Origin of the sequence: Methylibium rhizosphaerae, from assembly GCF_006386545.1 — a bacterium.
Lineage (GTDB): Bacteria > Pseudomonadota > Gammaproteobacteria > Burkholderiales > Burkholderiaceae_C > Pseudorivibacter > Pseudorivibacter rhizosphaerae.
Genome location: NZ_SWAR01000005.1, coordinates 107,293 through 129,552, shown reverse-complemented (window position 1 = coordinate 129,552; position 22,260 = coordinate 107,293). Strand labels below are relative to the sequence as shown.

Here is a 22,260-nt window from a genome sequence, read left to right as displayed (position 1 = left end):
GCGGTTCCATGAATGCGCTCGAGCTGAAGGTTCCCCCGCCGGTCGTGGCATTGGTCGTCGCGCTGCTCATGTGGGGCTGCGCGCAGCTCACGCCGCCGCTCGACGTGCCGCCCGTCTACCGGCTGTGCGTTGCCCTCGTGCTGTTCGCCGCCGGCCTCGTGCTGCGGTTGGCAGCCCAGCTGTCGTTCAGGAAGGCGGGCACCACGGTCAACCCTCTGGACCCGTCGCGCTCGTCGGCCTTCGTGAGCCGCGGCGTGTACCGCTTCAGCCGCAACCCGATGTACCTCGGGCGGGTGCTGCAGCTGCTGGGCTGGGCCGCCTTCCTGGCCAATGCAGCCGCCGTGCTGCTGGTGCCCCTGTACGTGCTGTACGTCACCCGCTTCCAGATCCTGCCCGAGGAGCGGATGCTCACCGAGCAGTTCGGCGGCGACTACCTCCGCTACACCCACACCGTTCGCAGGTGGCTATGAACTCCATGACCCGACGCCCGCAGATCTGCATCCTCGGCAGTGCCGAGCCGGGCTCTGCGGCCTACGAGCTGGCCGCCGCGGCAGGCGCCGCGCTGGCCCGCCTGGGCATCACCGTCGTGAGCGGCTGCGGCAGCCCCGCCACCCGGGTGGCGGCCGAGCGCGCCGTCGCCGCCGGCGGCCTGGTGGTGAGCATCGTGCCGCCCGACGAGATGCCGCCGGCCGACTGGCCGGCCACCGTGGTGATCCCCTGCGGCATGGGCGACGCCCGCAACCTGCTGATGGCACTGGCCGGCGATGCCTGCATCGTCATCGGCGGGCGGGCCGGCACCATCTCGGAGGTGTGCCTGGCCTGGCTCCACAAGCGTCCGCTGTTGCCGCTGGTGGGCTGCGGCGGCTGGTCCGACGGACTGCCTTCCAACCCGCCGGACGAGCGGCAGAACTCGCCCATCCTGCCGTGGCACTCGGTGCAGGAACTGGAGGCGCAGTTGCGCACGCTCGGCCTGGTCAGGTGACCCTCATGTCCACCGTGCTGCTGACCTTGCTGCTTTGCCTCGGCGCCGGTGCCATCGGCGGCGTCTTCTTCGGCTTCTCGTCGTTCGTGATGCGGTCGCTGGCCGACCTGCCGGGCGAGGCGGGCATCGCGGCGATGCAGCGCATCAACGTCGTGGTGCTCAACCCGTCTTTCCTCGGCGTCTTCATGGGCACCGCGGTGCTCTGCGCCGCGGCGGCAGTCCTTGCGCTCATGTCATGGTCGCAGGCCGGCTCGGCCTGGCTGCTGGCCGCTTCGCTGCTGTACGCCGTCGGCTGCTTCGGCACCACGATGGCGTTCAACGTGCCGCGCAACGAGCGGCTGGCGCGGCTGGCCGCCGCTTCGGCCGAAGCGGCCGCGTACTGGCCGGTCTATGTGCGCGAGTGGACCTTCTGGAATCACGTGCGCACGGTGGCCGCGCTGGCCGCTTGCGCCTGCTCAGCGTGGGCGCTGGCCGTCTCTGTGTAGTGCCCGGGAACGAAGTCGCTCGGGACGCGGTGGTCCCGCAGCCTCATGAAGAGCCAGCCCGCAGCAAGAGATCGCCTGCCGCGCCGGCGAATACTGCAAACCCCACCCAGTGGTTGAGCCGGAAGGCCTTGAAGCAGCCTTCGCGCGTGCGGGTGCGGATCAGCGTGTAGTGCCACAGCGCCTGCGCCGCGCCGGCCGCGATGCCCAGCAGGAACACCCAGCGCAGCCCCTGCTGCCAGCCGAGCACCGCCCAGCCGGCCAGGTAGATCGCATAGAAGCTCATCACGCCGGCCACGTCGAAGCGGCCCAGCGTGAGCGCCGAGGTCTTGATGCCGATGCGGATGTCGTCGTCGCGATCGACCATCGCGTATTCGGTGTCGTAGGCCAGCACCCAGAACAGGTTGCCCGCGAGCAGCCACCAGGCCAGCGCCGGCACCTCCGAGCGCACCGCCGCAAAGGCCATCGGGATGCCGAAGCTGAAGGCCACGCCCAGCACCGCCTGCGGCATCGAGACGAAACGCTTGGCATACGGGTAGCCGATGGCCACCGCCAGCGCCGCGAACGACATCCCGATCGTGAGTGCATTGGTGGTGAGCACAAGGCCGAAGGCTGCGAGGGCCAGCACAGCGCCCAGCAGCAGGGCTTCGCGCACCGGCAGCGCGCCGCTGGTCACCGGCCGTTGCGCGGTCCGCTTCACATGCCTGTCGAAGTCGCGATCGGCCACGTCGTTGACGCAGCAGCCGGCGCTGCGCATCAGGATGGTGCCGAGAGTGAACACCGCCAGCAGGTGCCAGCCGGGAAAGCCGCCTGCGGCCATCCACAGCGCCGCGAGCGTGGGCCACAGCAGCAGCAGCCAGCCCGCGGGGCGGTTCCAGCGGATGAGGTCGAGGTAGAGCGACAGGCGCGAGGCGGGCAGGGCGGACATGCGCGGGATTATCGAGTTCGAGCCCAGTCGATGCGCTCGAACAGGGCCGACAGTTTCGCGCCGCGCGCCGGGTTGAGCTGCGCCAGCCAGGCGACCTGCCCGCGCAGGTGTCCACGGAAGTCCGCATGGCCCTCGCGGTTCTGCGAGGCCGGGCCGTGCAGCACGCACTGGTGCAGCACCGCCTTCAGGCGATCGAACTGTTCGCGGGGCGTGTTGAGCCCCTGGTTCACCACGATGCCGGTGACGAGCTGCCGCCGCCCTTGCGACAGGCAGTGCGTCTTGCGGTGGTTGAGTGCAAAGCCTTCTTCCAGCGCGATGGCGGCCACCAGCGCCTGCAGCGGATCGCGCCGCTGAGCCAGCAGTCGGGGTCCTGAGAGCACGAGGTCGTCGGCATAGCGCGAGTAGCGCGCGCCCAGGCTGCGGGCCAGCGCGTCCAGCCGCAAGTCGAGCCCGAAGGCGCACAGGTTGGAAAGGGCGGGCGACGATGGCGCACCTTGCGGCAGGTGCGGCGACGCGAGGCGCCGGGCGGCCTGCCAGTCGAGCGAGCCGTCTTCGCGCAGGCGCTGGCGCACCGCGAGCGGCGTGTGCGTGGTGGTGAGCGTCGTGAGGGCGCGGGCGATCGGCAGCGGGTAGCCCAGCGTGCGCCACAGCGCATGGATGCGCGAAGCGCGGATGCTGGTGAAGAAGTCGCGCAGATCGAAGCGCAGCACGACCGGCTGGCCGGCATGCAGGCGGGCATGGGTGACCACGCTGCGCCCGGCACGAAGCCGTGGGCTGCGTCATGCACCGGCACCAGTTGCAGCAGGCCTTCGAGCAACCGGCGCTGCGCTGCCTTGAGCCGGGCCCTGGGGGCCTCGATCAGGCGCAGGCTGCCGCTGCGCTTGGGCTGCAGCAGGCAGCGGTAGTGGTGCTGCGCGAGCCCGGCCGCGGGCCATCGCGCCGTCGGGCCGGCCAGCCATTCGAGGGTGCGCGGCTCCAGCTGCAGCCATTGCGCCAGCGCGTCGAAGGTGGGCAAGGCCGGCCGCGGCCATTCGTGCAGGCCCAGCGGCGAGGGCAGCATGTGCAAGGGCCGCAGGATGAAGCGCCGGACCTGTGGCGGCCAGGCGCTGATGCAGGCGTGCTCGAAACGCGGGTGGGCCTGCAGCCGGGCGGCCAGCGTGTCGATATCGAGATAGGGCCACAGCGCCTGCAAGGGTGCGGCGAGCTCGTCGATCAGCGGAGCCAGCCAGGCGGGTTCGCCTGCGAGGGCCACCGCCGCGCGGGCGAGCAGCCCGTCGCGGTCGGATTCGCCAGCCAGCATCGCGCGCGCCATCGTCCGGGCTGCCAGTTCGACACGCTGCGGGTCTTTCATCGTCGTCGTGATGGTTCTTCGGCAAAAGGGGCGGCTGCCTCCCCAACCTGCCGGTGAAGCGCGAGCATCATCGCGCCCTGGCGCAACGCCGCTCGTGCGTTGAAACGCCTGACTCCATCAACCGCCGCGGGGGTGCCCCGCAGCGCAAACCTGCCGGGCCGAGGCTCGACGAGTGTTTGCCATGCCCTTGAGGTGCAGCCGCCGCGCGGGATCATACGGACCTAACACGCCCGGCGCCGCGTTGCATACGCGCTGACCGATGGCGTGCATGCCTCCTGCCGTATGTCGAAAGGTGCCCGGCCCCGTCCAATGGCTCGCGGTCCGCATTCGCGGCCGCGCTGCAGCTCACGCACGCAAGCACAACGACATCCGTTCGAGGAGACAAGACCATGACCCGCCTTTCCCGCCTGCTGCCCGTTGCGGCCGCAGCCCTGCTCGGCCTGAGCAACACCGCCCGCGCCGCCGAGTGGAGCGATGCCTTCATCAGCTACGGCCACGGCAGCAAGTTCAAGGAGCCCGGCAGCGACGCCGACGTGACCAAGCACCTGGTCAACCTGCAGTACGTGGGCGGCTACCGGTGGGGCACCAACTTCTTCAATGCCGAGCTGCTGAAGTCCGACGAAGCCAACACCGCCAACAACAGCCCGCGCGGCGCACACGAGGTCTACGTCGTCTACCAGCACACCCTGAGCCTGGGCAAGCTCTCGGGCGGCGACACCTTCAGGTTCGGCCCAGTGCGCGACGTCGGCCTGCAGGCCGGCTTCGACTTCAACTCGAAGAACGACGCCTTCGGCGCCGGGCTGCTGAAGTTCATCGCCGGCCCCAAGGTCGAGTTCGACGTGCCCGGCCTCCTGACCCTCGGCCTGCTGTACTACAAGGAAACCAACAACAACTCGATCGCCGGCCAGGATGTCGACTTCGATGCGGCGCCGCGCCTTTCGACGGTGTGGAACTTCGGCTTCGACGCCGGGCTGCCCATGGTGTTCAAGGGATGGGCCAACTACACCGGCAAGAAGGGCCGCGACGGTTTCGGCGGCGAGACCGCGGCCGAGACCTGGCTCGAGACCTCGCTGCTGTGGGACCTGGGCGCCGCCGCCGGCAAGCCCAAGACCTTCTACGCCGGCCTGGGCTACCAGTACATCCGCAACAAGTTCGGCAACCCGTCGTCGCTGCCGGGTACGCGGGTGTCGGCGCCTTCGCTGCAGCTCGAAGCGCACTTCTGACCCTTGCTTGCGGGTGGCACACTCGCCCGATGCCGGAGCTGCCCGACATCAGCGTCTACATCGAGCGCCTGCAGGACAAGGTGCTCGGCCACAGGCTCGAAGCGGTGCGTGTGCTGCACCCTTTCGTGCTGCGCACTGCGGTGCCCTCCATCGGCACGGCCGAGGGCCGCAAGGTGCAAGGGGCCGAACGGCTGGGCAAGCGGGTGGTGCTGGCACTCGAGGGCGAGCTCTTCCTGGTGCTGCACCTCATGATCGCCGGGCGGCTGCGCTGGCTCGCAGCGGGCGCCAGGCCGCCGGCGAAGATCACCCTGGCGGCGCTGGTGTTCGACAACGGCACCTTGGCGCTCACCGAAGCCGGCAGCAAGCGCCGCGCGGCCATGCACCTGGTGGCCGGTCGCGAGGCGCTGGCCGCCATGGACCCGGGCGGCATCGACGTGATGACGAGCGACGTGGCCGCGTTTGCCGAGCGCCTGCGTGCCGAGAACCACACGCTCAAGCGCGCGCTCACCAACCCGCGCCTGTTCAGCGGCATCGGCAATGCGTATTCGGACGAGATCCTGTTCCGCGCCCGGCTGTCGCCGGTGATGCTCACCCGCTCGATGGACGACGCGCAGGTCCGCGCGCTGTTCGAGGCGACGCGGCAGGTGATGGCCGAATGGACCGACCGATTGCGCCAGGAGGCGGGCGACTGGCCCGACAAGGTGACCGCGTTCCACCCGGCGATGGCGGTGCACGGCCGCTACGGCCAGCCCTGCCCGGTGTGCGGCTCGCCGGTGCAGCACATCGTGTTCGCCGACAACGAGACCAACTACTGCGCCCGCTGCCAGACCGGCGGCAAGCTGCTGGCGGACCGGGCGCTGTCGCGGCTGCTCAAGGCGAGCTGGCCGCGGCACATCGACGACATCGAGCCCTAGCGGACGAAGCCCGTGCGCCCGGGCTCCTGGCTCATTCCTCCAGCAGCGACCGCAGCATCCAGGCGGTCTTCTCGTGCACGTCGAGCCGCTGGGTCAGCAGGTCGGCGGTCGGCTGGTCGTCGGCCTTGCCGGCCGCGGGGAAGATGCTGCGAGCCGTGCGGGCCACGGCTTCATGGCCTTCGACCAGGATGCGCACCATGTCCAGCGCCTTGGGCGGCGTGGTGGGCGCGTCCTTCAGCGAGCTGAGCTTGCCGAACTCGGCATAGGAGCCCGGCGCCGCATGGCCCAGCGAGCGGATGCGCTCGGCGATCGGGTCCACCGCGTTCCACAGCTCGGTGTACTGCGCCATGAACATGGTGTGCAGCGTGTTGAACATCGGGCCGGTGACGTTCCAGTGGAAGTTGTGCGTGGTGAGGTAGAGCGTGTAGGTGTCGGCCAGCAGGGCCGACAGGCCCTTCGCGATGGCGGCGCGGTCCTTGTCGCTGATGCCGATGCTGATGGGCGGCACGTTCCTGCTGCCGGCGGCGGTGCTGGCGTTCTTGCTCTTGGCCATGGGCGCTCCTGAGGGTGGGCTTCGATGGCGCCGCACTTTAGCCCAGCCTGCCGGCGCAGGCGTTCAGGCGGGCGCCAGCCAGTGTGCGAGGTCGGCGAACCAGTACAGCATGCCGGCGGCGACCAGGCCGAAGCCCAGCCAGCCGCGCACGCGGGCCAGTTCGATGCGGCCGGAAGGGGCGGTGGGGGTGGTCTTCATGGTGGGCTCCTTCGTATGGGCCCTGCCATGCTGCCTCGGGCGGTTGCCTGCGGGCTTGAGGATCGTCAAGCCCGGCTCAGGCGGTGAGCCTCGTCACACCCGGCAGCGTGCAGGCGTAGATGGCATTGCGCAGCGCCGCGATCGCCTCGTAGCGGGTGAAGGTGCGGCGCCACGCCAGCACGACACGGCGGGTGGGCACCGGCTCGGTGAAGGGGACGTAGGCGAGGTGCGCCTGCGGATCCGCCGGCACCGACAGCTGCGGCACCACGGTGATGCCCATGCCCGAGGCCACCATGTGCTTGATGGTCTCGAGCGACGAACCCTCGAAGCTCTTGCGGATGCCTTCGGCGTCGCTCGCGAAGCGCGCGAACTCGGGGCAGACCTCCAGCACGTGGTCGCGGAAGCAGTGGCCGGTGCCCAGCAGCAGCATGGTCTCCTGCTTGAGCTCCTGCGCCGAGATGCTGTCGCGCCGGGCCAGCGGGTGGGTCCTGGGCACCGCCACGACGAACGGCTCGTCGTACAGCGGCGCGATGGCAAGGCCGGTGTCCGGGAAGGGCTCGGCCATGATCGCGCAGTCGAGCTCGCCGGTGCGCAGCTGCTCCAGCAGCTTGACGGTGAAGTTCTCGTGCAGCATGAGCGGCATCTGCGGCACCCGCTCGATGGCGTTCTTCACCAGCTCGGGCAGCAGGTAGGGGCCGATGGTGTAGATGATGCCCAGCCGCAGCGGGCCGGCCAGCGGGTCCTTGCCGCGCTTGGCGATCTCCTTGATCGCGGCGGCCTGCTCGAGCGTGGCCTGCGCCTGGCGCACGATCTCCTCGCCCAGCGGCGTGACGCTCACCTCCGAGCTGCCCCGCTCGAACAGCTTGACGTCGAGTTCGTCCTCCAGCTTCTTGATCGCGACGCTGAGCGTGGGCTGCGACACGAAGCAGGCCTCGGCCGCACGCCCGAAGTGCTTCTCACGGGCGACGGCGACGATGTAGCGGAGCTCGGTGAGGGTCATGTTCCAACTTCCATGGCGGCATACGCGCCGCCGTCGCCCACCGCCTGCTGCGGGCTGCGATCCCCGCCTGCGGCGGGGCCCCTCTTTCGCCCTCCGCAGGCGACAGTGACGATGTAGCGGAGCTCGGTGAGGGTCATGCCGCGATTTTGCGCAAAACCGGTTCTTTGCGATACCCGGGGTGCATCCAATCGAAAACGCCAATGGCGAAACCGGCCTGGCTGACCAGGGGGGCCGGGGGATAGCCGGCGCGAAGGGGCCGCCGCTACACTGCCCGCGCCATGCAACGCCCCGTCGTCGCCAAGAGCCCGCCGCCCGACCTCGCCAGCCTGCTGGCCCGGGTGGCCCTGCACGACCGGGTCGCCTTCGAGGCGCTGTACCGCGCCACCAGCAGTCACCTGCTGGGCATCGCCTTCCGGGTGCTCGGCCAGCGCGAGCGGGCCGAGGAGGTGCTGCAGGAGGCTTACATGAACGTCTGGCATGCGGCCGCCAGCTACAACGCCGCCGTGGCGACGCCCATGACGTGGATGATCAACATCGTGCGCAACAAGGCGATCGACGCCGCGCGCTCTGGCCGCACCGAAAAGGCCAGCACCACCGCGATCGACGACGACTTCGACATCGCGGCCGACGACCACTGGGAACCGCAGCACCTGCTGGACGAGAGCCTCACCAAGCTCAACATCGACAGCTGCATGGGCAGCCTGTCGGCTTCGCAGCGCCAGGCGCTGGCGCTCGCCTACTACCGCGGCATGGTGCACACCGAGATCGCCGAAGCGCTGAACGCACCGCTGGGCACGGCCAAGGCCTGGGTGCGCCGCGGGCTCGACAAGCTCAAGGACTGCCTGCAGGCTGCAGGCATCGAAGCCGCCTGAACCATGAACTACCTGCGCCCCGAACTGCTCGACCGCCTGGCGCGCGAATACGCGCTGGGCACGCTGCAGGGCCCGGCGCGCCGTCGTTTCGAGACACTGCGCCGCCGCGCGCCGCTGGCCGCGATGGCGGTGGTGCGCTGGCAGCAGCGGCTGGGGCATCTCGCGAACAGCGTGCCGCAGATGCAGCCGTCGCCGGCGGTGTGGCAGGGGCTGGAGCAGCGGCTGTTCGCTGCACCTGCGGCGGCGGCCGCAGCCAGGCCGGCGCTGCAGCCCCTCTGGAGCTGGCTCGGCATGGCCGCCCGCCCGCTCGGCGGGGCCCTTGCCGGCGTGCTGCTGTGCGTGCTGGTGCTGCGCAGCCAGCCCGAACTCGTCGGGCTGCAGGCGTCCACCGACACCTTCGCGCCCAGCTACGTCGGCGTGCTGACCGACGCACAGCAGCAGCCGGTGCTGCTCGCCGGGTCGCTGCGGCACGGGCGGCAGCTCACGCTGCGGCTGCTGCGACCGCTCGGCGTGCCGCAGGGCAAGGTGGCGCAGCTGTGGGCCCTGCCGACCGACGGCCCACCGGTGCCGCTGGCGGTGGTGGGCGACACGCCGGGCAAGTCGCTGGTGCCGTTGCCGGCCACCTCGGAGGTGCTGTTCGCCAAGGTGCCGCGGCTGGGGGTCACGTTCGAAGACCGGCCCATGACTGCCGGCGACCCCCCGAGCACCGGCTTCGTGGTCTCGGGCAACTGCGTCAAGCTCTGGTAGCAGGGCCGGCCCAAAGCAATTTGTCACAACGAGGCGGCCGGCCGGTGCGTCCGCCGCGCGGGCTGCTGCCGTAAGTGGGTGTGCCAGGCGCGAACGACAGTCCTACGATGCGACCGCTGTCCTCGTGACCTGAACGTCCGTCCGTCCGCCCACCGATCACCGAACCGAGGAGCCCTTCATGCACACCCGCAGCACCACCGCCCGTTTCACCCAGCTGTGCGCCGCCATCGCGCTGACCCTGGTCGCCACCGCGAGCTTCGCAGCCGACACCGGCCCGGCCGTCGTGCCGGCCAAGGCCGACCCGCTGGCGGCCGCGCGCGAGCAGATCGCCGCGAAGAAGTGGGTCGCCGCGATCGACGAGCTCAAGAAGGTCAATGCCACCGACAGCGCCGACTGGAACAACCTCATGGGCTACTCGTACCGCAAGGCCAAGACGCCCGACTACGACGCCGCCGAGCGCCACTACAACGAAGCGCTGCGCATCGACCCGAAGCACCGCGGCGCTCTCGAGTATTCCGGCGAGCTCTACCTGATGAAGGGCGACCTGGCCAAGGCCGAGGAGCGCCTGGCCACGCTCGACAAGGTGTGCACCTTCTCCTGCGCCGAATACCGCGACCTGAAGAAGGCCGTCGAGTCCTACAGGAAGGCGGGCAACAAGTACGTGGCGGCCGACGGCAACGGCGGCTGGTAAGCCGGGGCCCCGGCCCGCTAGGCCCGCAGCAGTTCCGCCTTGCCGCCCAGCCACCGGGCCACGTGCGCCCGGGCGGCGGCCGGGTGGCGGTCCAGCAGCTGCGGCGCCACGCGCCGCGCTTCGCGCAGCAGCGCCTCGTCCTCGGCGAGATCGGCGAAACGCAGCAGCGGCGCGCCCGACTGGCGCGAGCCCATGAACTCGCCGGGCCCGCGGATATCGAGGTCGCGCCGGGCGATCTCGAAGCCGTCGGTGGTCTCGACCATCGCCTTCAGCCGGGCCTTGCCCGTGTCCGACAGGGGCGGCGTGTACAGCAGCACGCACACGCTGGCCACCGAGCCGCGGCCCACGCGGCCGCGCAGCTGGTGCAGCTGCGACAGGCCGAAGCGCTCGGCATGCTCGATCACCATGAGGCTCGCATTGGGCACGTCGACGCCCACCTCGATGACGGTGGTGGACACCAGCACGCTCATCCGGGCGCCGGTGAACAGTCCCATCACCGCGGCCTTTTCGCCGGCCGGCATGCGGCCGTGCAGCAGGCCCACCTGGTGGCCGGGCAGTGCCTCCACCAGCTGCTGGTGGGTCTCGGTGGCATTGCGCAGGTCGAGCGCCTCGCTCTCCTCGATGAGCGGGCACACCCAGTAGACCTGCCGGCCCCGCTCGACCTCGTCGCGGATGCGTGCGATCACGTCGTCGCGCTTGCCGTCGGCGAACACCTTGGTGACGATCGGGCTGCGGCCGGGCGGCAGCTCGTCGATGGTGCTCACGTCGAGGTCGGCGAAATAGGTCATCGCCAGCGTCCGCGGGATGGGTGTGGCGCTCATCATCAGCAGGTGCGGCTCCAGTGCCTCGCCGCCGGCGCTTTCGAGCTTGCGCCGCAGCTCCAGGCGCTGCTGCACGCCGAAGCGATGCTGCTCGTCGATGATGGCCAGGCCGAGCTTCGCGAACTGCACGTCGTCCTGGATCACCGCATGCGTGCCGACGACCAGCTGCGCTTCACCGCTTCTCACCCGCTCGACCATCTGCGTGCGCGCCTTGCCCTTGCGGCTGCCGGTCAGCCAGGCGATGCCGATGCCCAGCGGCTCCAGCCAGCCCACCAGCTTGCGGAAGTGCTGCTCGGCGAGGATCTCGGTGGGCGCCATCAGCGCGCATTGCCAGCCGGCGTCGATGGCCACCGCGGCCGCCAGCGCGGCCACCACCGTCTTGCCCGAACCCACGTCGCCCTGCAGCAGGCGGTGCATCGGCTGGGCCCGCGCGAGGTCGTGCGCGATCTCCTCTGCCACGCGGTGCTGCGCCTTCGTGAGCGCAAAGGGCAGGGCGGCCAGCAGCTTCTCGTGCAGGCCGCCGGGCCGCGCGCGCAATGCCGGGGCCTTGAGCGCGGCGCGCTCCCGCTGCGCCTGCAGCTGCGACAGCTGCTGCGCCAGCAGCTCTTCGTACTTGAGGCGCTGCCAGGCAGGGTGCGAATGATCTTCGAGGGTGGCCAGGCTCACGTCCGGCGCCGGGTGGTGCAGGAAGTGCAGCGCCTCCTTCAGCGTGGGCAGGTGCCGGGGCACCATGGCCGGCGGCAGCAGCTCGTCGAGCGATGCACGCGAGAGCCCCGAGGTCACCGCCTTGCGCAGGTAGGCCTGCGGCAGCTGCGCGCTGGTGGGATACACCGGCGTCAGCGCGGCGGCCAGCGGCGTGTCCTCGTCCACCGGCTTGAAGGCCGGGTGCACCATCTCGCGGCCGAGGAAGCCGCCGCGCGGCTCGCCGCGCACCCGCAGGCGCTTGCCCACGGCGAGCGCCTTCTGGTGCGAAGGGTAGAAGTGCAGGAAGCGCAGCACCAGTTCGTCGCTGCCGTCGTCGAGCCGCACGACGAGCTGCCTTCGCGGCCGGAACTCGATGCGGCTGTCGGTCACCACGCCCTCGACCTGCGCGGGCTCGCCGTCGCGCGCATCGGCGATGCGGGTGATGCGGGTCTCGTCCTCGTAGCGCAGCGGCAGGTGCAGGGCCAGGTCGATGTCGCGCAGCAGGCCGAGCTTTTCCATGGCCCGTTGCGGGGCGGACTTCTCGGCCTTCACCGGCTTGACTGAAGCCTTCGACTCGTCGTTCGACATGGCGGGGCATTCTGCCGCCTCGGGCGCCGCTGCTAGCATCGCCGCGCGCGGCGCACCTGCCGCGCGTTCAAAACCAAGTCCAAGTCAAGTTCCGGAGGGATCCATGAGGAATGAGTTCTCGGCCATGTCGGCCGGGCTGCGGCGTGCCGCAAGCGTGTTCGCGCTGGTGGGCGCCGCTGCGCTCACAGGCTGCGCCACCCACTACGTCGACGGCACGACCAAGGAGGTCAATGCTGCGCAGTTCAGAAAGCCGGTACAGGCCAAGCCGGTCCAGCTGGTCTTCGAGTTCCAGACCAAGGGCGTGGCCAACGCCCAGGCCACCGAATTCCTCAAGGCCCAGGTCACCGAGCAGGTCCAGGGCAGCGGCCTTTTCTCGCAGGTCGACAACAAGCCGGTGGCCGGCGGCGCACTGCTCAGCGTGACCCTCAACAACGTGCCGCTCACCGACGATGCCTTCAGCAAGGGGGTCGCGGCCGGGCTGACCTTCGGTCTCGCGGGTTCCCAGGTGTCCGACGGCTATGTGTGCACGGTCAAGTACCTCGGCAACGGACAGACCGACGCCCTCACCAAGACGGCGCGCCATGCGATCCACACGACGGTGGGCGCGAGCAAGACGCCGGACAACGCTGTCAAGGTCGAAAACATCGAGGCGGGCGTGCGCCTGATGACCCGGCAGATCGTCAGCACGGCGCTCAACGACCTGTCGCAGGACGCGGCGTTCAAGTAGGCAAGGGAGTGCAGCACATGTCTTTCGCTGACCGCCCTTCGCGGCTGCTCTGCGCGGCGCTCATCGCCGGCGCTGCCGCGCTCACCGGCTGCGCGCAGATCAAGATGGGTGCTCCGGCGCCCAGCATCGACAACATCCGGATGGCCAAGGCCTCCGGCATGGCGCCGGCCTCCCTGGGCGAATTCGCTCCGGCGCCCGGCAAGCCCGCCGGCTTCGACGCCGGGCTTGACGTGCGCTCGAACACGCTGTCATCGCCCATCGACGGTTCGTTCGCCAAGTACCTCAAGGAAACGCTGGCGACCGAACTGAAGGCCGCCGGCCTGCTCGATGCCGCGTCCACCCTGGTGATCCAGGGCCAGCTCACGCAGAGCGAACTGGCGGTCCCGACGAGCCAGGCCAGCGGCACGCTGGGGGCGCGCTTCGTCGTCGTGCGGGCCGGCCGCACCGTCTACGACAAGGAGCTCAAGGTTGCGGCCAGCTGGGAGTCCTCGTTCGTCGGTGCGGTGGCCATCCCCGCAGCGGTCAACGAGTACACCGGCCTGTACCGCAAGCTGGTCGGGCAGCTGCTCGGCGACCCCGACTTCCGCCGGGCGGTCTCGAGCTGAGCGAATGGAAGCAAGGCCGCGCGGGCGGCCTTGCTGCAGGCGCGGATGTGAGAATGCGGCCCTCGCCATCCCACCAGGCCGGTACAGCCTGCGCGCCATGTCCTCTTCCCGCACCTTCACCCTGAGCGACTTCGACTTCGCTCTTCCGCCCGAACTCATCGCCCAGCACCCCGCCGCAGAACGCAGCGCCTCGCGCCTGCTCGACGGCCGTGCTTCCGACCCGGTGGACCGTGTCTTCCGCGAGCTGCCCCGCCTGCTGAGCGCGGGCGACCTGCTGGTGTTCAACGACACCAAGGTCATCAAGGCGCGACTGTTCGGCGCCAAGGCCAGCGGTGGCCATGTCGAGGCGCTGGTCGAGCGGGTGCTGCCCGGCCATGAGGTGCTGGCACACCTGCGCGCCAGCAAGTCGCCGAAGCCGGGCACCGTGGTGCGTTTCTCCGAAGCCTTCGATGCCGAGGTGCTGGGCCGCGGCGGGCCCGACGGCGGGCTGTTCCACCTGCGCTTCCCGGACGATCCGCTGGCGCTGCTCGAGCGCCACGGCCATGTGCCGCTGCCGCCCTACATCACCCACGCCGACACGGCCGACGATGCGCGCCGCTACCAGACGGTGTTCGCCGACAAGCCCGGCGCGGTGGCCGCGCCCACCGCCGCGCTCCACTTCGACGAGTCCGTGCTGGCCGCCTTGCGCGAGCGCGGCATCGGTACGGCGCAGGTCACGCTGCATGTGGGGGCCGGCACCTTCCAGCCGGTGCGCACCGAAAACCTCGCCGAACACAAGATGCACAGCGAATGGTTCGAGGTGCCCGAGGCCACGGTGCAGGCAATCCGTACGACGAAGGCCGCGCACCGGAAGGTGGTGGCGGTGGGCACCACCACGCTGCGCGCGCTCGAGTCGGCCGCGCGCGGTGGCGAGCTGCAGGCTGGCGCACGCGACACCGACATCTTCATCACACCGGGCTTCGACTTCCGCGTGGTCGACGTGCTGGTCACCAACTTCCACCTGCCCCGGAGCACGCTGATGATGCTGGTGTCGGCCTTTGCCGGCTACGAGCACGTGATGGCGCTGTACCGCCATGCAATCGAACGACGTTATCGCTTCTTCAGCTACGGCGATGCGATGCTGCTCGAGCGCGAACGCAACGGCCGTGCGTGAACTTCCGCACGGCGCGTGGAGTAGGCCTCCACCGTTCGGACGATGTGGCCGGCGCGGTCGATTTCGACAATGACCGCAACTCTCCCACTCGACAACGGAAGCACCTTGAACAAGCACCACCCCTTGCGCGCGCTGGCCGGCTCGGCCGTGCTGTTGCTCGCTTGCGCGGCCGGGCATGCCCAGACGCCCGCCGCCACCTCGGAGCCGGCCGACGACCGCGGCTTCTCCTATTTCCTGGGTCTCGGCCGGCAGACCGTCACCTACCAGGAGCACGTGAGCATGTGGCCGATCAGGAGCAAGGCCGAGGTGTCCAGCCCGATGCTGGTGACCGGCGCCCTTTACTCGGTGTCGCCCGACGTGCTGATGACCTTCGACGGCGAGTCCACCTTCGCGCCGGGCAAGTCCACCGAACGCTGGACCACCAGCGCGGCCGTGATCGGCAACACGCCCATCACCGATCCGCTGCTGCAGACCAACCAGTTCAGCCTGCAGGAAACCCATACCAAGCTGCTGCTGCACTACCGCCTGCACCGCCAGCTGTTCGCGCTGGCGGGACCCAGCTTCCGCACCAACACCTTCACACGCTCGGGTTTCGTGGCCGGCACCGATGGCGCCACCGACGTGTCGCATGGCACGGTCGTCGAAACGGCGAGCGAGGCGATGCTGCATGTGGGCTTCGCGCTCGATTCGGAGCGGGTGCGCGGCGCTCGCAGCCACTATGGATTGCGCCTGGTAGCGGCCACGCCGGTGTGGCGGCGGCTCGAGAACACCTCTCAGCCGGGCGTCACCTTCACCGGCACGCGGGGCTATGACCTGAGCCTGGCGGGGCGCTACAGCTGGAGCGTGTACCCGAACGTCCAGGTGGGCGGCTGGGCGCAGTACACGTTCTCCGAACGTGCTCGCCAGAGCAAGGGCCTGGTCGAGCTGCCGCGACATGAGCTGCGCAGCCTCGCGTACGGCCTGGAACTGCTCTGGAAGCTCTGAAGCCAAGCCCCTGGCGATGGCTGCCGGCGGTATGCCTGCTCGGCATCCTGCCTGCGCTCGCCGGTGATCCGGCCGAGGCGCCGCGCGAGATCGTGGCGGCGCAGTTCGCGACGTCGCCGCTGGGGCCCTGGCGGGCGGTGTCGCTGCCCGATACCTGGGCGGCACGTGGCCAGCCTGCGCCGGGCACGGGCTACTACCGGGCGAACTTCACGCTCGCCCGGGCGCCCGCGGGCGCGTGGGCCCTGCAGCTGCAGCGGCTGAGCACCCGGCACCGGCTGCAGGTGAACGGCCAACTGGTGCAGGACACCATGCAGCCGGACAACATCGTGCAGCGACGCCCGGTGCCCACGCTCGTCGGCCTGCCGCCGGCGCTGCTGCGCGCGGGCGACAACCTGGTCGAGATCACCGTGGACAGCGGGCAGCGCGCCGGCCTGTCGGCAATGCAGGTCGGCCCGGCGGGCAAGGTGGAGTCCGCCTTCCTGTGGGGCTACCACCGCAGCGTGACCATCCCGCAGCTGCTCAACGTCGCCAGCTGCGGCGTCAGCCTCTTCACCCTCCTGCTGTGGTGGCGGCGGCGCTCCGAGGTCGCGCTGGGCACCTTCAGCCTGCTGGGCATCCTCACGTCGGTGCGCAACTTCGGCTACTACCAGCCCGGCAATTCGCTGCCGCTGGCTCTCACCGACTGGCTGTACTTCGCCGCGCAGGTGACCAGCGTGGTGCTGCTCGGCTTCTTCGCCACCTCGCTGACCGGCTACCGGCTGCGGGGCTTCCGGCCGGCGTTGCTGGCGACGGGCGGCGTGCTGCTGTCGGCCGGCGCCGCGGCGGCGACGACCGGGCAGCTGTATCCGGCTCGCGCGCTCGCCTATCCGCTCCTGCTGGTGCTCACGCTGCCTTCGCTGTGGCTGGTGGCGCGTCGCGCGCGCGAACTGCGTGTCGGGCCGCTGCTGGCGCTGCTGGCCGGCCTGCTGGCGGTGCTGGCATCGGGCGTGCACGACTACCTCTACCAGCAGGGCTACACGTCCGTCATGGACGGCTACTGGCTGCCGTACGCAGTGCCGGTGGCGCTGACCGGCTTTTCAGCGGTGCTGATGCAGCGTGTGGTGGGAGCACTGTCCGAGGTGGAGGAGCTCAACCAGACGCTGGAGCTGCGCGTGCGTGAACGCACACGAGACCTGCAGCAGGCCAACACCGCCAAGACCCGCTTCATCGCCGCGGCCAGCCACGACCTGCGACAGCCGGTGGTGACCATCGGCCTGCTGGTGGGCCTGCTGCGCGAGCAGGTCCCCTCGCAGCAGCTGCGCGGCATGATGGACCGCCTGAACGAGGCGGTGGCCTCGCTCGAGGCCTTGCTCAAGGGACTGCTCGACCTTTCACGCTTCGACGCCGGCACGGTGCGGCCTCGTCTGCAAGCCGTCGCCGTGCAGGCGCTGTTCGACGCGATCGCCGCCCACGAGGGGGAGGCGGCCAGGCTCAAGGGCCTGCGGCTGCGCTTCCGGCCCACGCAGCTGGCGGTGCATTCCGACCCGGTGCTGCTCGAGCAGGTGGTGCGCAACCTCGTCAACAACGCGGTGCGCTATACCGATCACGGCGGGGTGTTGGTCGGCGTGCGAAAACGGGCCGGCAGCGGCCGCGTGCTGCTGCAGGTGTGGGACACGGGCCGGGGCATTCCGCAGTCGCAGCATGAAGCCGTGTTCGAGGAGTTCGCGCAACTCGGCGCGAGCCGGGATGGCGTGCGCGGTTTGGGGCTCGGGCTGGCGCTGGTCAAGCGGGCGGCGCTGCTGCTCGACCATTCCCTGCGGCTGCGTTCGGTGCCGCAGCGCGGCTCGTGCTTCTCCCTTGAACTGCCCCTCACGCATGCGCTGCCGCGGCCGCAGGCGCCCGCCGAGGTCGAGCGGCAGCCGCTGGCGGGGCTGGGCATCGTGATGGTCGAGGACGAGCCGGCAGTTCGCGAGGCGATGACCCTGCAGCTGCAGCGCTGGGGGGCGCAGGTGGAAGCATTCGACGGCCTGCCTGCGCTGCAGCGGGTGCTGGCGGCGCATGCGTCCCGCGGCACGAGGCCGCCGTGGGGCCTGCTGGTCACCGACAACCGTCTGCCGGGCGCCGACAGCCTGCGCGTGATCTCCGAGGTGCACCGCATCTGCGTCTCGCTGCCTGCACTGGTCGTGACCGGGGACACGGCGCCGGCCGACCTCGCGGCGTTGACTGCCAGTGACGTGCCGGTGCTGCACAAGCCCTTTCGCGCCGCCGAGTTGCTGGCTGCCATCGAAGCGGCCCGTGCCGGGCCGGGGCGTCATGGGCAATAGAAGGCAGCCTGTGCTTCAGGCTGTGCTGCGCGGCTGCAGTCGCAGACCCAGCCGCGCGGCGGCCAGCACCGCCTGCGTGCGGCTGTTCACGTCAAGGCGGCGGAAGATCGCGCCAAGGTGCGTCTTGACGGTGGACTCCGACAGGTCGAGTTCGCGGCAGATGAGCTTGTTGCTCTTGCCTTCGATGAGCAGGCGCAGCACATCGAGCTGCCGCGGCGACAGGTCGAGCGGCGTCGTGGCGGCCGGCAGCAGGCCGGCGAACCGCTGACCGCCGGGTGCGTCGAGGGCCTCGCGTGGCACGTACACGCCGCCGTCGAGCACCACGCGCAACGCGTTGTCGAGCACCGAACCTTGCGCCGTCTTGGGAATGAAGCCGGCCGCGCCTGCCTCGATGGCCGCGATGATGGTCTCGCGTCGCTCGTCGGCCGACAGCACCACCACCGTCACCAGCGGCGCGGCATCGTGCATGCGGGCGAGCGAGTCGAGTCCCTGGCTGTCCGGGAGGCCCAGGTCGAGCAGCGCCAGGGTGACGTCGGGGTCGGCCTGCAGCGCCTGCAGGGCCTCCGCCATCGAGCCGGCCTGCAGCAGCGAGAGGCCCGGCAGCTTTTGCGTGATCAGCAGCGCAAGCGCGTCGCGAAACAGCGCATGGTCGTCGATCAGCAGGACTTTCATGGGCAGACGGGACACCGCGCAACAGCGAAAAAACCGCGTGGATTACAGCACATGGCTTCGCGCGGTCACGGCGTCGAAAGACGCGTTGCGCACAACACCGAAGCCGCGTGCGTGAACTACGCCACGTGAGCCGACCGCCTTTTCATCCGTTCGGTCGATGGCAGCGCGCCGGTCGGCTCCGAACAATCGATGCACGAGTCCCAGCACGCGCAGTCGGCGGGTCGTGTTCCATCGCAGATCAAGAATCAGGAGTGAACCATGCAGCAACGTGTACTCTGGGCCGCCATGCTGAGCGCTGGCCTGTTGGCCGCATGCGGCGGCGGTGGCGGCGGTGATGCCCCGACCCCGCCCCCCAACCCCAACGCGAGCGTCTCGCTCACCGGCACCGCGGCCAAGGGCCTGATGGCCAATGCCACCGTGACCGCGCACGCGATCAACAGCGACGGCAGCATTGCCACCGCTGCGCTGGCCACGACCACCACCAACGCCCAGGGCCTCTACACCCTCAGCTTCACCGCGACCAAGGGGCAGCCCTATGTGGTGAAGGTCACCGCCAATGCCAACACCACCCATCTCGACGAGGTGAGCGGCCAGGCCCAGCCGCTGCCGGTCGGCTTTGCCATGCGCTCGCTGCTGCCGGCGGCCACCAGCGACACGGTGACCACCAGCGCCAGCGTGACGCCGTTCAGCGAAATGGCGGTGGCCGCGGCGGCCGAAGCCCCCGGCGGGGTGACCACGGCCAATGCCACCCAGGCCGTCACCACGGTGACCCAACTGCTCAGCTTCAATCCGAGCAACGTGGTGCCCACCACCGCCGGCGACGCCAACGCCACGCCCAACCAGCAGAAGCTGGCGGTGATGCTGACGGCGGTGTCCCAGCTGGCGGCCAGTGGCGCGCTGGGCTGCAACACCGGCAGCGCCGGCGAAAAGACGCAGTGCGTGGTGAACACGCTGGCCGATGCGGCCTCTCTGCCGTCGATCAAGCTCGAGACCGGCGGCACCGACGTGTCGGCCGCCCTGGGCACCGCCGTCGCCACGGTTGTCAACGATCCTGCCCTCGTCGGCTCGGTGCCGCCCGCGGCGCTCGACGGGATCAGGGCCAACCTGGCCTGCCAGGGCGCGGCCTGCAACGCGGTGACCCCCACGCAGGCAAGCGCCATCGAGGCGGCGAAGACCCTGTTCACCCAGATCAAGTCCGACTGGACCGCTTTGTTCAGCCGCGGCGGTGCCACCTCCATTGCCACCGGCGCGGCGAATGCCGAGGCATGGAAGTTTCGTGAAGCCATGACCGATGTGCAGGCGCCCGCGGAGATGCTCCTCAAGGACGCAGGCACGCTGCTGATGGCGGTGGACCTGTACAACGACTACAAGGCCGGCCGCGAGACGGTGCCCGACCGCGTGCGCGCCGAGGACCTCACCGCCAACGACGGCATGAGCGACTTCTCGAACTTCGCCGCGGTCGCCTGCTCGCTGTACCAGGACGCCAACGTCTCGGTGCTCGCCACGGCGCCGGCCAACGCCAACTTCATCGGCTGCGGCGCGCGCTACTACGTGAGCCGCACGGTGTCGGGGGACACGACCACCATCACCGAATGGCGCCACGGCTTCACCATCACGCCCAACGCGAACGGCAGCTTCGGCTACACCACGCGGGCCCGCGAGCGCGTGCGCAGCTGCACCACCGGCTCACCCTGCACGCTGGTGGCCAACAACAGCCTGCAGGCGAACTTCTACGCCGGCACCGTGACGCCCACCCTGACCGGGACCTTCGGGCGCATCACCGGCTTCTCGATCGCCGGTGAACTGCCGGCCGCATTCGTGGAAGGCACCAACCAGCTGGTCGACGTGAACGGCCACCACACCTGGTCGCTCACCGGCACGCGCACCATCGCGGCCAACAACATGTCGACCACGACCTTCTCGGGGCAGGTCGCCGCCATCAACGGCGACGGCAGCACCGCCAGCACGCTGAAGGTGAGCAATGGCAGCACCAGCGAGACGCCGGTCTGGCGCGACGCGTCCGGCAACGAAGTCGAGCCCGGCTCGCCCACTGCGGTGTCGCCGTTCGGCGGCACGTTCTCGGGCGGTACGCTGACCCTCACCTGGACCACGCCGTCGGCCGAGTTCGAGGGCACCTTCTCGGCCACCGACTCGGTGTGGGATGCCAGCGGCACCAGCCTGTCGCCCACCAAGGTGACGCTGGCCGGTTCGCTGCGCAACATCAATGCCGGCCAGACGCAGGAGTTCCTGAACGGGCGCATCGATGCCACCGTCACCGGCTTCGACGGCTACGACAACACCCAGCCCGACTCGACGAGCAACTTCCACACGGTGGCGTTCACCTTCGTCGGCCAGGTCACCGCGCCCGGACGCCCGGTGCTGGAGCTTTCGGCCAGCTCGTCGCTGCGCAGCCACGAGGACGAGCCGTCGGCGGTGAACCTGCAGTACCGCAGCATCGTCTCCGGCACCGCGCGCAACGTGATCACCGTGACCGGCACCCGCGGCGGCAACGGCGTGATGAGCTTCGCGCTCAACGAGGCGGCGTCGAACCTGTCGCTGAACTGGGTGGACGGCGCCACCAGCGGCAACCTGATGCAAGGCACCTCGCTGGTGGGCACGATCGACGAGAACACCAAGATGCTGACCTTCAGCGACGGCCAGTTCATGTCGCTCGACTTCGGCCTGTGACCGGCAGGAGGAGTGCAGCCGCAGCCGCAGCGGCTGCGGCCGTCGCCACCCTGGCGACGGCCGCGGCGGCTTCGCCGGCCTGGAGCGTCTCGGCCCGTTCGGTGCATCACGGCGAGGCCGTGCCGCTGGCGGCGATCGATGACGAGGACGAGGCGCTGCGGCGCCTCGACCCCCGCAGCGGCCGCAACATAGCCTACGTGGACGACGAAGTCCGCATGAGCCTCGACACCGGCGCCTGGCGCTGGAGCGTGCTGGCGCGCGGCAGCGCCGTGCTGGTGACCACCCGCGACACCCTGGAGCTGGTGAAGCAGATCAACAGCGACGCGACCCCGGTGACCGACCGGCAATGGCAGACCCGGCTGCGCTACGAGTCCTTCCAGGGCGGCGGGCTGGAAGTCGGCTACCGGTTCGAGCCGGCGGCGCAGTGGCAGGCCAGCCTGTCCGCCCAGGTGCTGCAGCTGCGCCACTGGCGCCAGCGCCGCCTGGAGGGGCCGGTGAGCTTCGAGGCGGCCAGTGCCACCTACGCGTTCGACCTGCAGTCCGCCCATGCCGATGACCGCCTGCGCTTCCCGTTCCAGGGGGTCAAGGGCGACACGGGCGCCGGGGCGCTGCTGGGCGGTGAAGTGGGCTGGCGCGGCGAGGCCTGGAGCGCGAGCCTGGGCGTGCGCGACCTCGGCTGGCTGCGCTGGCGCCAGCTGCCGCAGCAGTACGCCACGCTGTCCACGCAGACGCAGAGCTACGACGCCGACGGTTTCGTGATCTACCGGCCGCTCGTCATGGGCCGCAACAGCCAGGAGGGCTATACCCACCGGTTGCGGGGCGTGTGGTCGGCCCGCACCGCCTGGCGTGCCGGCACCACCGGCACCCTGGAGCTGGGCGGCGACTGGGTGCATGACTTCGGCGTGCTGCCCGCCATTGCGTGGCGCCAGCGCCTCGGTGCCGTGGACGCCGGGCTGCAGTGGCATGTGCATGAGCGCCGTGCCACCGTGTCGCTGGGCTGGCAGGGCTGGTGGCTGCGGGCCGGCGCCGACCGGCTGGGTTCGCAGCAGCGTTCGCGGGAGCTGGCGCTGGGAGGCGGCTGGGTGTTCTGAAAG

At 70.2% G+C, this 22,260-nt stretch carries 23 protein-coding genes; 16 read left to right on the top strand and 7 right to left on the bottom strand.

What is annotated here, in order from left to right; translation table 11 throughout:
- The first annotated feature begins 8 nt into the window (after positions 1 to 8).
- Genes E8D38_RS06075 through E8D38_RS06065 form a run of 3 tightly spaced genes read left to right on the top strand, consistent with a single transcriptional unit; the run spans position 9 to position 1,467 of the window.
- Positions 9 to 470 carry a methyltransferase family protein gene (locus tag E8D38_RS06075; RefSeq protein ID WP_140626880.1) on the top strand — a complete coding sequence of 154 codons (462 nt, stop codon included), beginning with the start codon at positions 9 to 11 and terminating at the stop codon, positions 468 to 470.
- A 5-nt stretch (positions 471 to 475) separates the two neighbouring features.
- Entirely contained in the window at positions 476 to 982 is a 507-nt protein-coding gene (locus E8D38_RS06070) for an SLOG cluster 4 domain-containing protein (RefSeq protein ID WP_246099371.1), read from the top strand.
- 5 nt (positions 983 to 987) lie between these two features.
- Complete coding sequence (locus E8D38_RS06065; protein ID WP_140626876.1) at positions 988 to 1,467, top strand: anthrone oxygenase family protein; 480 nt, start codon at positions 988 to 990, stop codon at positions 1,465 to 1,467.
- Between the two features lie 43 nt (positions 1,468 to 1,510).
- Here E8D38_RS06065 and ubiA read toward each other — a convergent pair whose 3' ends face one another.
- A complete protein-coding gene (ubiA, locus tag E8D38_RS06060; protein WP_140626874.1) occupies positions 1,511 to 2,392 on the bottom strand; it encodes a 4-hydroxybenzoate octaprenyltransferase in 882 nt (293 codons plus the stop codon).
- Between the two features lie 8 nt (positions 2,393 to 2,400).
- Positions 2,401 to 3,141 carry a reverse transcriptase family protein gene (locus E8D38_RS28805; protein WP_246099370.1) on the bottom strand — a complete coding sequence of 247 codons (741 nt, stop codon included), beginning with the start codon at positions 3,139 to 3,141 and terminating at the stop codon, positions 2,401 to 2,403.
- A gap of 32 nt (positions 3,142 to 3,173) precedes the next feature.
- Here E8D38_RS28805 and E8D38_RS28800 point away from each other — a divergent pair, with 32 nt between their 5' ends.
- The 3 genes from E8D38_RS28800 (at position 3,174) to E8D38_RS06045 (ending at position 5,880) form a co-directional block, all read left to right on the top strand.
- Positions 3,174 to 3,800 carry a hypothetical protein gene (locus E8D38_RS28800; RefSeq protein ID WP_246099369.1) on the top strand — a complete coding sequence of 209 codons (627 nt, stop codon included), beginning with the start codon at positions 3,174 to 3,176 and terminating at the stop codon, positions 3,798 to 3,800.
- A 332-nt stretch (positions 3,801 to 4,132) separates the two neighbouring features.
- Positions 4,133 to 4,966, top strand: a complete 834-nt coding sequence (locus tag E8D38_RS06050; RefSeq protein ID WP_140626872.1) for an outer envelope protein — start codon at positions 4,133 to 4,135, stop codon at positions 4,964 to 4,966.
- 29 nt (positions 4,967 to 4,995) lie between these two features.
- Positions 4,996 to 5,880 carry an Fpg/Nei family DNA glycosylase gene (locus tag E8D38_RS06045; RefSeq protein ID WP_140626870.1) on the top strand — a complete coding sequence of 295 codons (885 nt, stop codon included), beginning with the start codon at positions 4,996 to 4,998 and terminating at the stop codon, positions 5,878 to 5,880.
- Between the two features lie 31 nt (positions 5,881 to 5,911).
- Here E8D38_RS06045 and E8D38_RS06040 read toward each other — a convergent pair whose 3' ends face one another.
- The 3 genes from E8D38_RS06040 to E8D38_RS06035 all read right to left on the bottom strand — a co-directional run bounded on the left by E8D38_RS06040 (position 5,912) and on the right by E8D38_RS06035 (position 7,631).
- Entirely contained in the window at positions 5,912 to 6,433 is a 522-nt protein-coding gene (locus E8D38_RS06040) for a Dps family protein (RefSeq protein ID WP_140626868.1), read from the bottom strand.
- Positions 6,434 to 6,496: 63 nt separating this feature from the next.
- Positions 6,497 to 6,631: a hypothetical protein gene (locus tag E8D38_RS29275; protein ID WP_281286084.1), complete on the bottom strand. Its 135-nt coding sequence runs from the start codon at positions 6,629 to 6,631 to the stop codon at positions 6,497 to 6,499.
- 76 nt (positions 6,632 to 6,707) lie between these two features.
- Entirely contained in the window at positions 6,708 to 7,631 is a 924-nt protein-coding gene (locus tag E8D38_RS06035) for a LysR substrate-binding domain-containing protein (protein WP_140626865.1), read from the bottom strand.
- A gap of 278 nt (positions 7,632 to 7,909) precedes the next feature.
- Here E8D38_RS06035 and E8D38_RS06030 point away from each other — a divergent pair, with 278 nt between their 5' ends.
- The 3 genes from E8D38_RS06030 (at position 7,910) to E8D38_RS06020 (ending at position 9,941) form a co-directional block, all read left to right on the top strand.
- Positions 7,910 to 8,503 carry a sigma-70 family RNA polymerase sigma factor gene (locus tag E8D38_RS06030; RefSeq protein ID WP_140626863.1) on the top strand — a complete coding sequence of 198 codons (594 nt, stop codon included), beginning with the start codon at positions 7,910 to 7,912 and terminating at the stop codon, positions 8,501 to 8,503.
- Between the two features lie 3 nt (positions 8,504 to 8,506).
- Entirely contained in the window at positions 8,507 to 9,250 is a 744-nt protein-coding gene (locus tag E8D38_RS06025; RefSeq protein WP_140626861.1) for an anti-sigma factor, read from the top strand.
- Between the two features lie 178 nt (positions 9,251 to 9,428).
- A complete protein-coding gene (locus tag E8D38_RS06020) occupies positions 9,429 to 9,941 on the top strand; it encodes a tetratricopeptide repeat protein (RefSeq protein WP_181178949.1) in 513 nt (170 codons plus the stop codon).
- Positions 9,942 to 9,958: 17 nt separating this feature from the next.
- Here E8D38_RS06020 and recG read toward each other — a convergent pair whose 3' ends face one another.
- Complete coding sequence (gene recG / locus E8D38_RS06015; protein WP_140626859.1) at positions 9,959 to 12,034, bottom strand: ATP-dependent DNA helicase RecG; 2,076 nt, start codon at positions 12,032 to 12,034, stop codon at positions 9,959 to 9,961.
- Positions 12,035 to 12,137: 103 nt separating this feature from the next.
- Here recG and E8D38_RS06010 point away from each other — a divergent pair, with 103 nt between their 5' ends.
- The 5 genes from E8D38_RS06010 (at position 12,138) to E8D38_RS05985 (ending at position 17,806) form a co-directional block, all read left to right on the top strand.
- Positions 12,138 to 12,761, top strand: a complete 624-nt coding sequence (locus E8D38_RS06010; protein WP_246099368.1) for a YgdI/YgdR family lipoprotein — start codon at positions 12,138 to 12,140, stop codon at positions 12,759 to 12,761.
- Between the two features lie 17 nt (positions 12,762 to 12,778).
- Complete coding sequence (locus tag E8D38_RS06005; RefSeq protein WP_140626857.1) at positions 12,779 to 13,366, top strand: hypothetical protein; 588 nt, start codon at positions 12,779 to 12,781, stop codon at positions 13,364 to 13,366.
- A gap of 97 nt (positions 13,367 to 13,463) precedes the next feature.
- Positions 13,464 to 14,519, top strand: a complete 1,056-nt coding sequence (queA, locus tag E8D38_RS06000) for a tRNA preQ1(34) S-adenosylmethionine ribosyltransferase-isomerase QueA (RefSeq protein WP_140626854.1) — start codon at positions 13,464 to 13,466, stop codon at positions 14,517 to 14,519.
- 105 nt (positions 14,520 to 14,624) lie between these two features.
- Complete coding sequence (locus E8D38_RS05995) at positions 14,625 to 15,503, top strand: hypothetical protein (protein ID WP_140626852.1); 879 nt, start codon at positions 14,625 to 14,627, stop codon at positions 15,501 to 15,503.
- A 92-nt stretch (positions 15,504 to 15,595) separates the two neighbouring features.
- Positions 15,596 to 17,806, top strand: a complete 2,211-nt coding sequence (locus tag E8D38_RS05985) for a hybrid sensor histidine kinase/response regulator (protein ID WP_181178948.1) — start codon at positions 15,596 to 15,598, stop codon at positions 17,804 to 17,806.
- A 15-nt stretch (positions 17,807 to 17,821) separates the two neighbouring features.
- On the opposite strand, the gene E8D38_RS05980 is transcribed toward E8D38_RS05985, so the two are convergent.
- Complete coding sequence (locus E8D38_RS05980; protein ID WP_140626848.1) at positions 17,822 to 18,478, bottom strand: response regulator transcription factor; 657 nt, start codon at positions 18,476 to 18,478, stop codon at positions 17,822 to 17,824.
- Positions 18,479 to 18,736: 258 nt separating this feature from the next.
- Between E8D38_RS05980 and E8D38_RS05975 the strand changes: the two genes are divergently transcribed.
- Together E8D38_RS05975 and E8D38_RS05970 are read left to right on the top strand one after the other, a co-directional pair.
- Complete coding sequence (locus E8D38_RS05975) at positions 18,737 to 21,166, top strand: hypothetical protein (RefSeq protein WP_140626846.1); 2,430 nt, start codon at positions 18,737 to 18,739, stop codon at positions 21,164 to 21,166.
- Positions 21,163 to 22,257: a hypothetical protein gene (locus tag E8D38_RS05970; protein ID WP_140626843.1), complete on the top strand. Its 1,095-nt coding sequence runs from the start codon at positions 21,163 to 21,165 to the stop codon at positions 22,255 to 22,257. Before E8D38_RS05975 ends, E8D38_RS05970 begins: the two co-directional genes overlap by 4 nt.
- Positions 22,258 to 22,260: the final 3 nt, after the last annotated feature.

Coding starts and splice junctions, on each gene's coding strand:
- E8D38_RS06075 (WP_140626880.1), top strand. CDS start 9: ATGAATGCGCTCGAGCTGAAGGTTCCCCCGCCGGTCGTGGCATTGGTC.
- E8D38_RS06070 (WP_246099371.1), top strand. CDS start 476: ATGACCCGACGCCCGCAGATCTGCATCCTCGGCAGTGCCGAGCCGGGC.
- E8D38_RS06065 (WP_140626876.1), top strand. CDS start 988: ATGTCCACCGTGCTGCTGACCTTGCTGCTTTGCCTCGGCGCCGGTGCC.
- ubiA (WP_140626874.1), bottom strand. CDS start 2,392: ATGTCCGCCCTGCCCGCCTCGCGCCTGTCGCTCTACCTCGACCTCATC.
- E8D38_RS28800 (WP_246099369.1), top strand. CDS start 3,174: ATGCACCGGCACCAGTTGCAGCAGGCCTTCGAGCAACCGGCGCTGCGC.
- E8D38_RS06050 (WP_140626872.1), top strand. CDS start 4,133: ATGACCCGCCTTTCCCGCCTGCTGCCCGTTGCGGCCGCAGCCCTGCTC.
- E8D38_RS06045 (WP_140626870.1), top strand. CDS start 4,996: ATGCCGGAGCTGCCCGACATCAGCGTCTACATCGAGCGCCTGCAGGAC.
- E8D38_RS06040 (WP_140626868.1), bottom strand. CDS start 6,433: ATGGCCAAGAGCAAGAACGCCAGCACCGCCGCCGGCAGCAGGAACGTG.
- E8D38_RS29275 (WP_281286084.1), bottom strand. CDS start 6,631: ATGAAGACCACCCCCACCGCCCCTTCCGGCCGCATCGAACTGGCCCGC.
- E8D38_RS06035 (WP_140626865.1), bottom strand. CDS start 7,631: ATGACCCTCACCGAGCTCCGCTACATCGTCGCCGTCGCCCGTGAGAAG.
- E8D38_RS06030 (WP_140626863.1), top strand. CDS start 7,910: ATGCAACGCCCCGTCGTCGCCAAGAGCCCGCCGCCCGACCTCGCCAGC.
- E8D38_RS06025 (WP_140626861.1), top strand. CDS start 8,507: ATGAACTACCTGCGCCCCGAACTGCTCGACCGCCTGGCGCGCGAATAC.
- E8D38_RS06020 (WP_181178949.1), top strand. CDS start 9,429: ATGCACACCCGCAGCACCACCGCCCGTTTCACCCAGCTGTGCGCCGCC.
- recG (WP_140626859.1), bottom strand. CDS start 12,034: ATGTCGAACGACGAGTCGAAGGCTTCAGTCAAGCCGGTGAAGGCCGAG.
- E8D38_RS06010 (WP_246099368.1), top strand. CDS start 12,138: ATGAGGAATGAGTTCTCGGCCATGTCGGCCGGGCTGCGGCGTGCCGCA.
- E8D38_RS06005 (WP_140626857.1), top strand. CDS start 12,779: ATGTCTTTCGCTGACCGCCCTTCGCGGCTGCTCTGCGCGGCGCTCATC.
- queA (WP_140626854.1), top strand. CDS start 13,464: ATGTCCTCTTCCCGCACCTTCACCCTGAGCGACTTCGACTTCGCTCTT.
- E8D38_RS05980 (WP_140626848.1), bottom strand. CDS start 18,478: ATGAAAGTCCTGCTGATCGACGACCATGCGCTGTTTCGCGACGCGCTT.
- E8D38_RS05975 (WP_140626846.1), top strand. CDS start 18,737: ATGCAGCAACGTGTACTCTGGGCCGCCATGCTGAGCGCTGGCCTGTTG.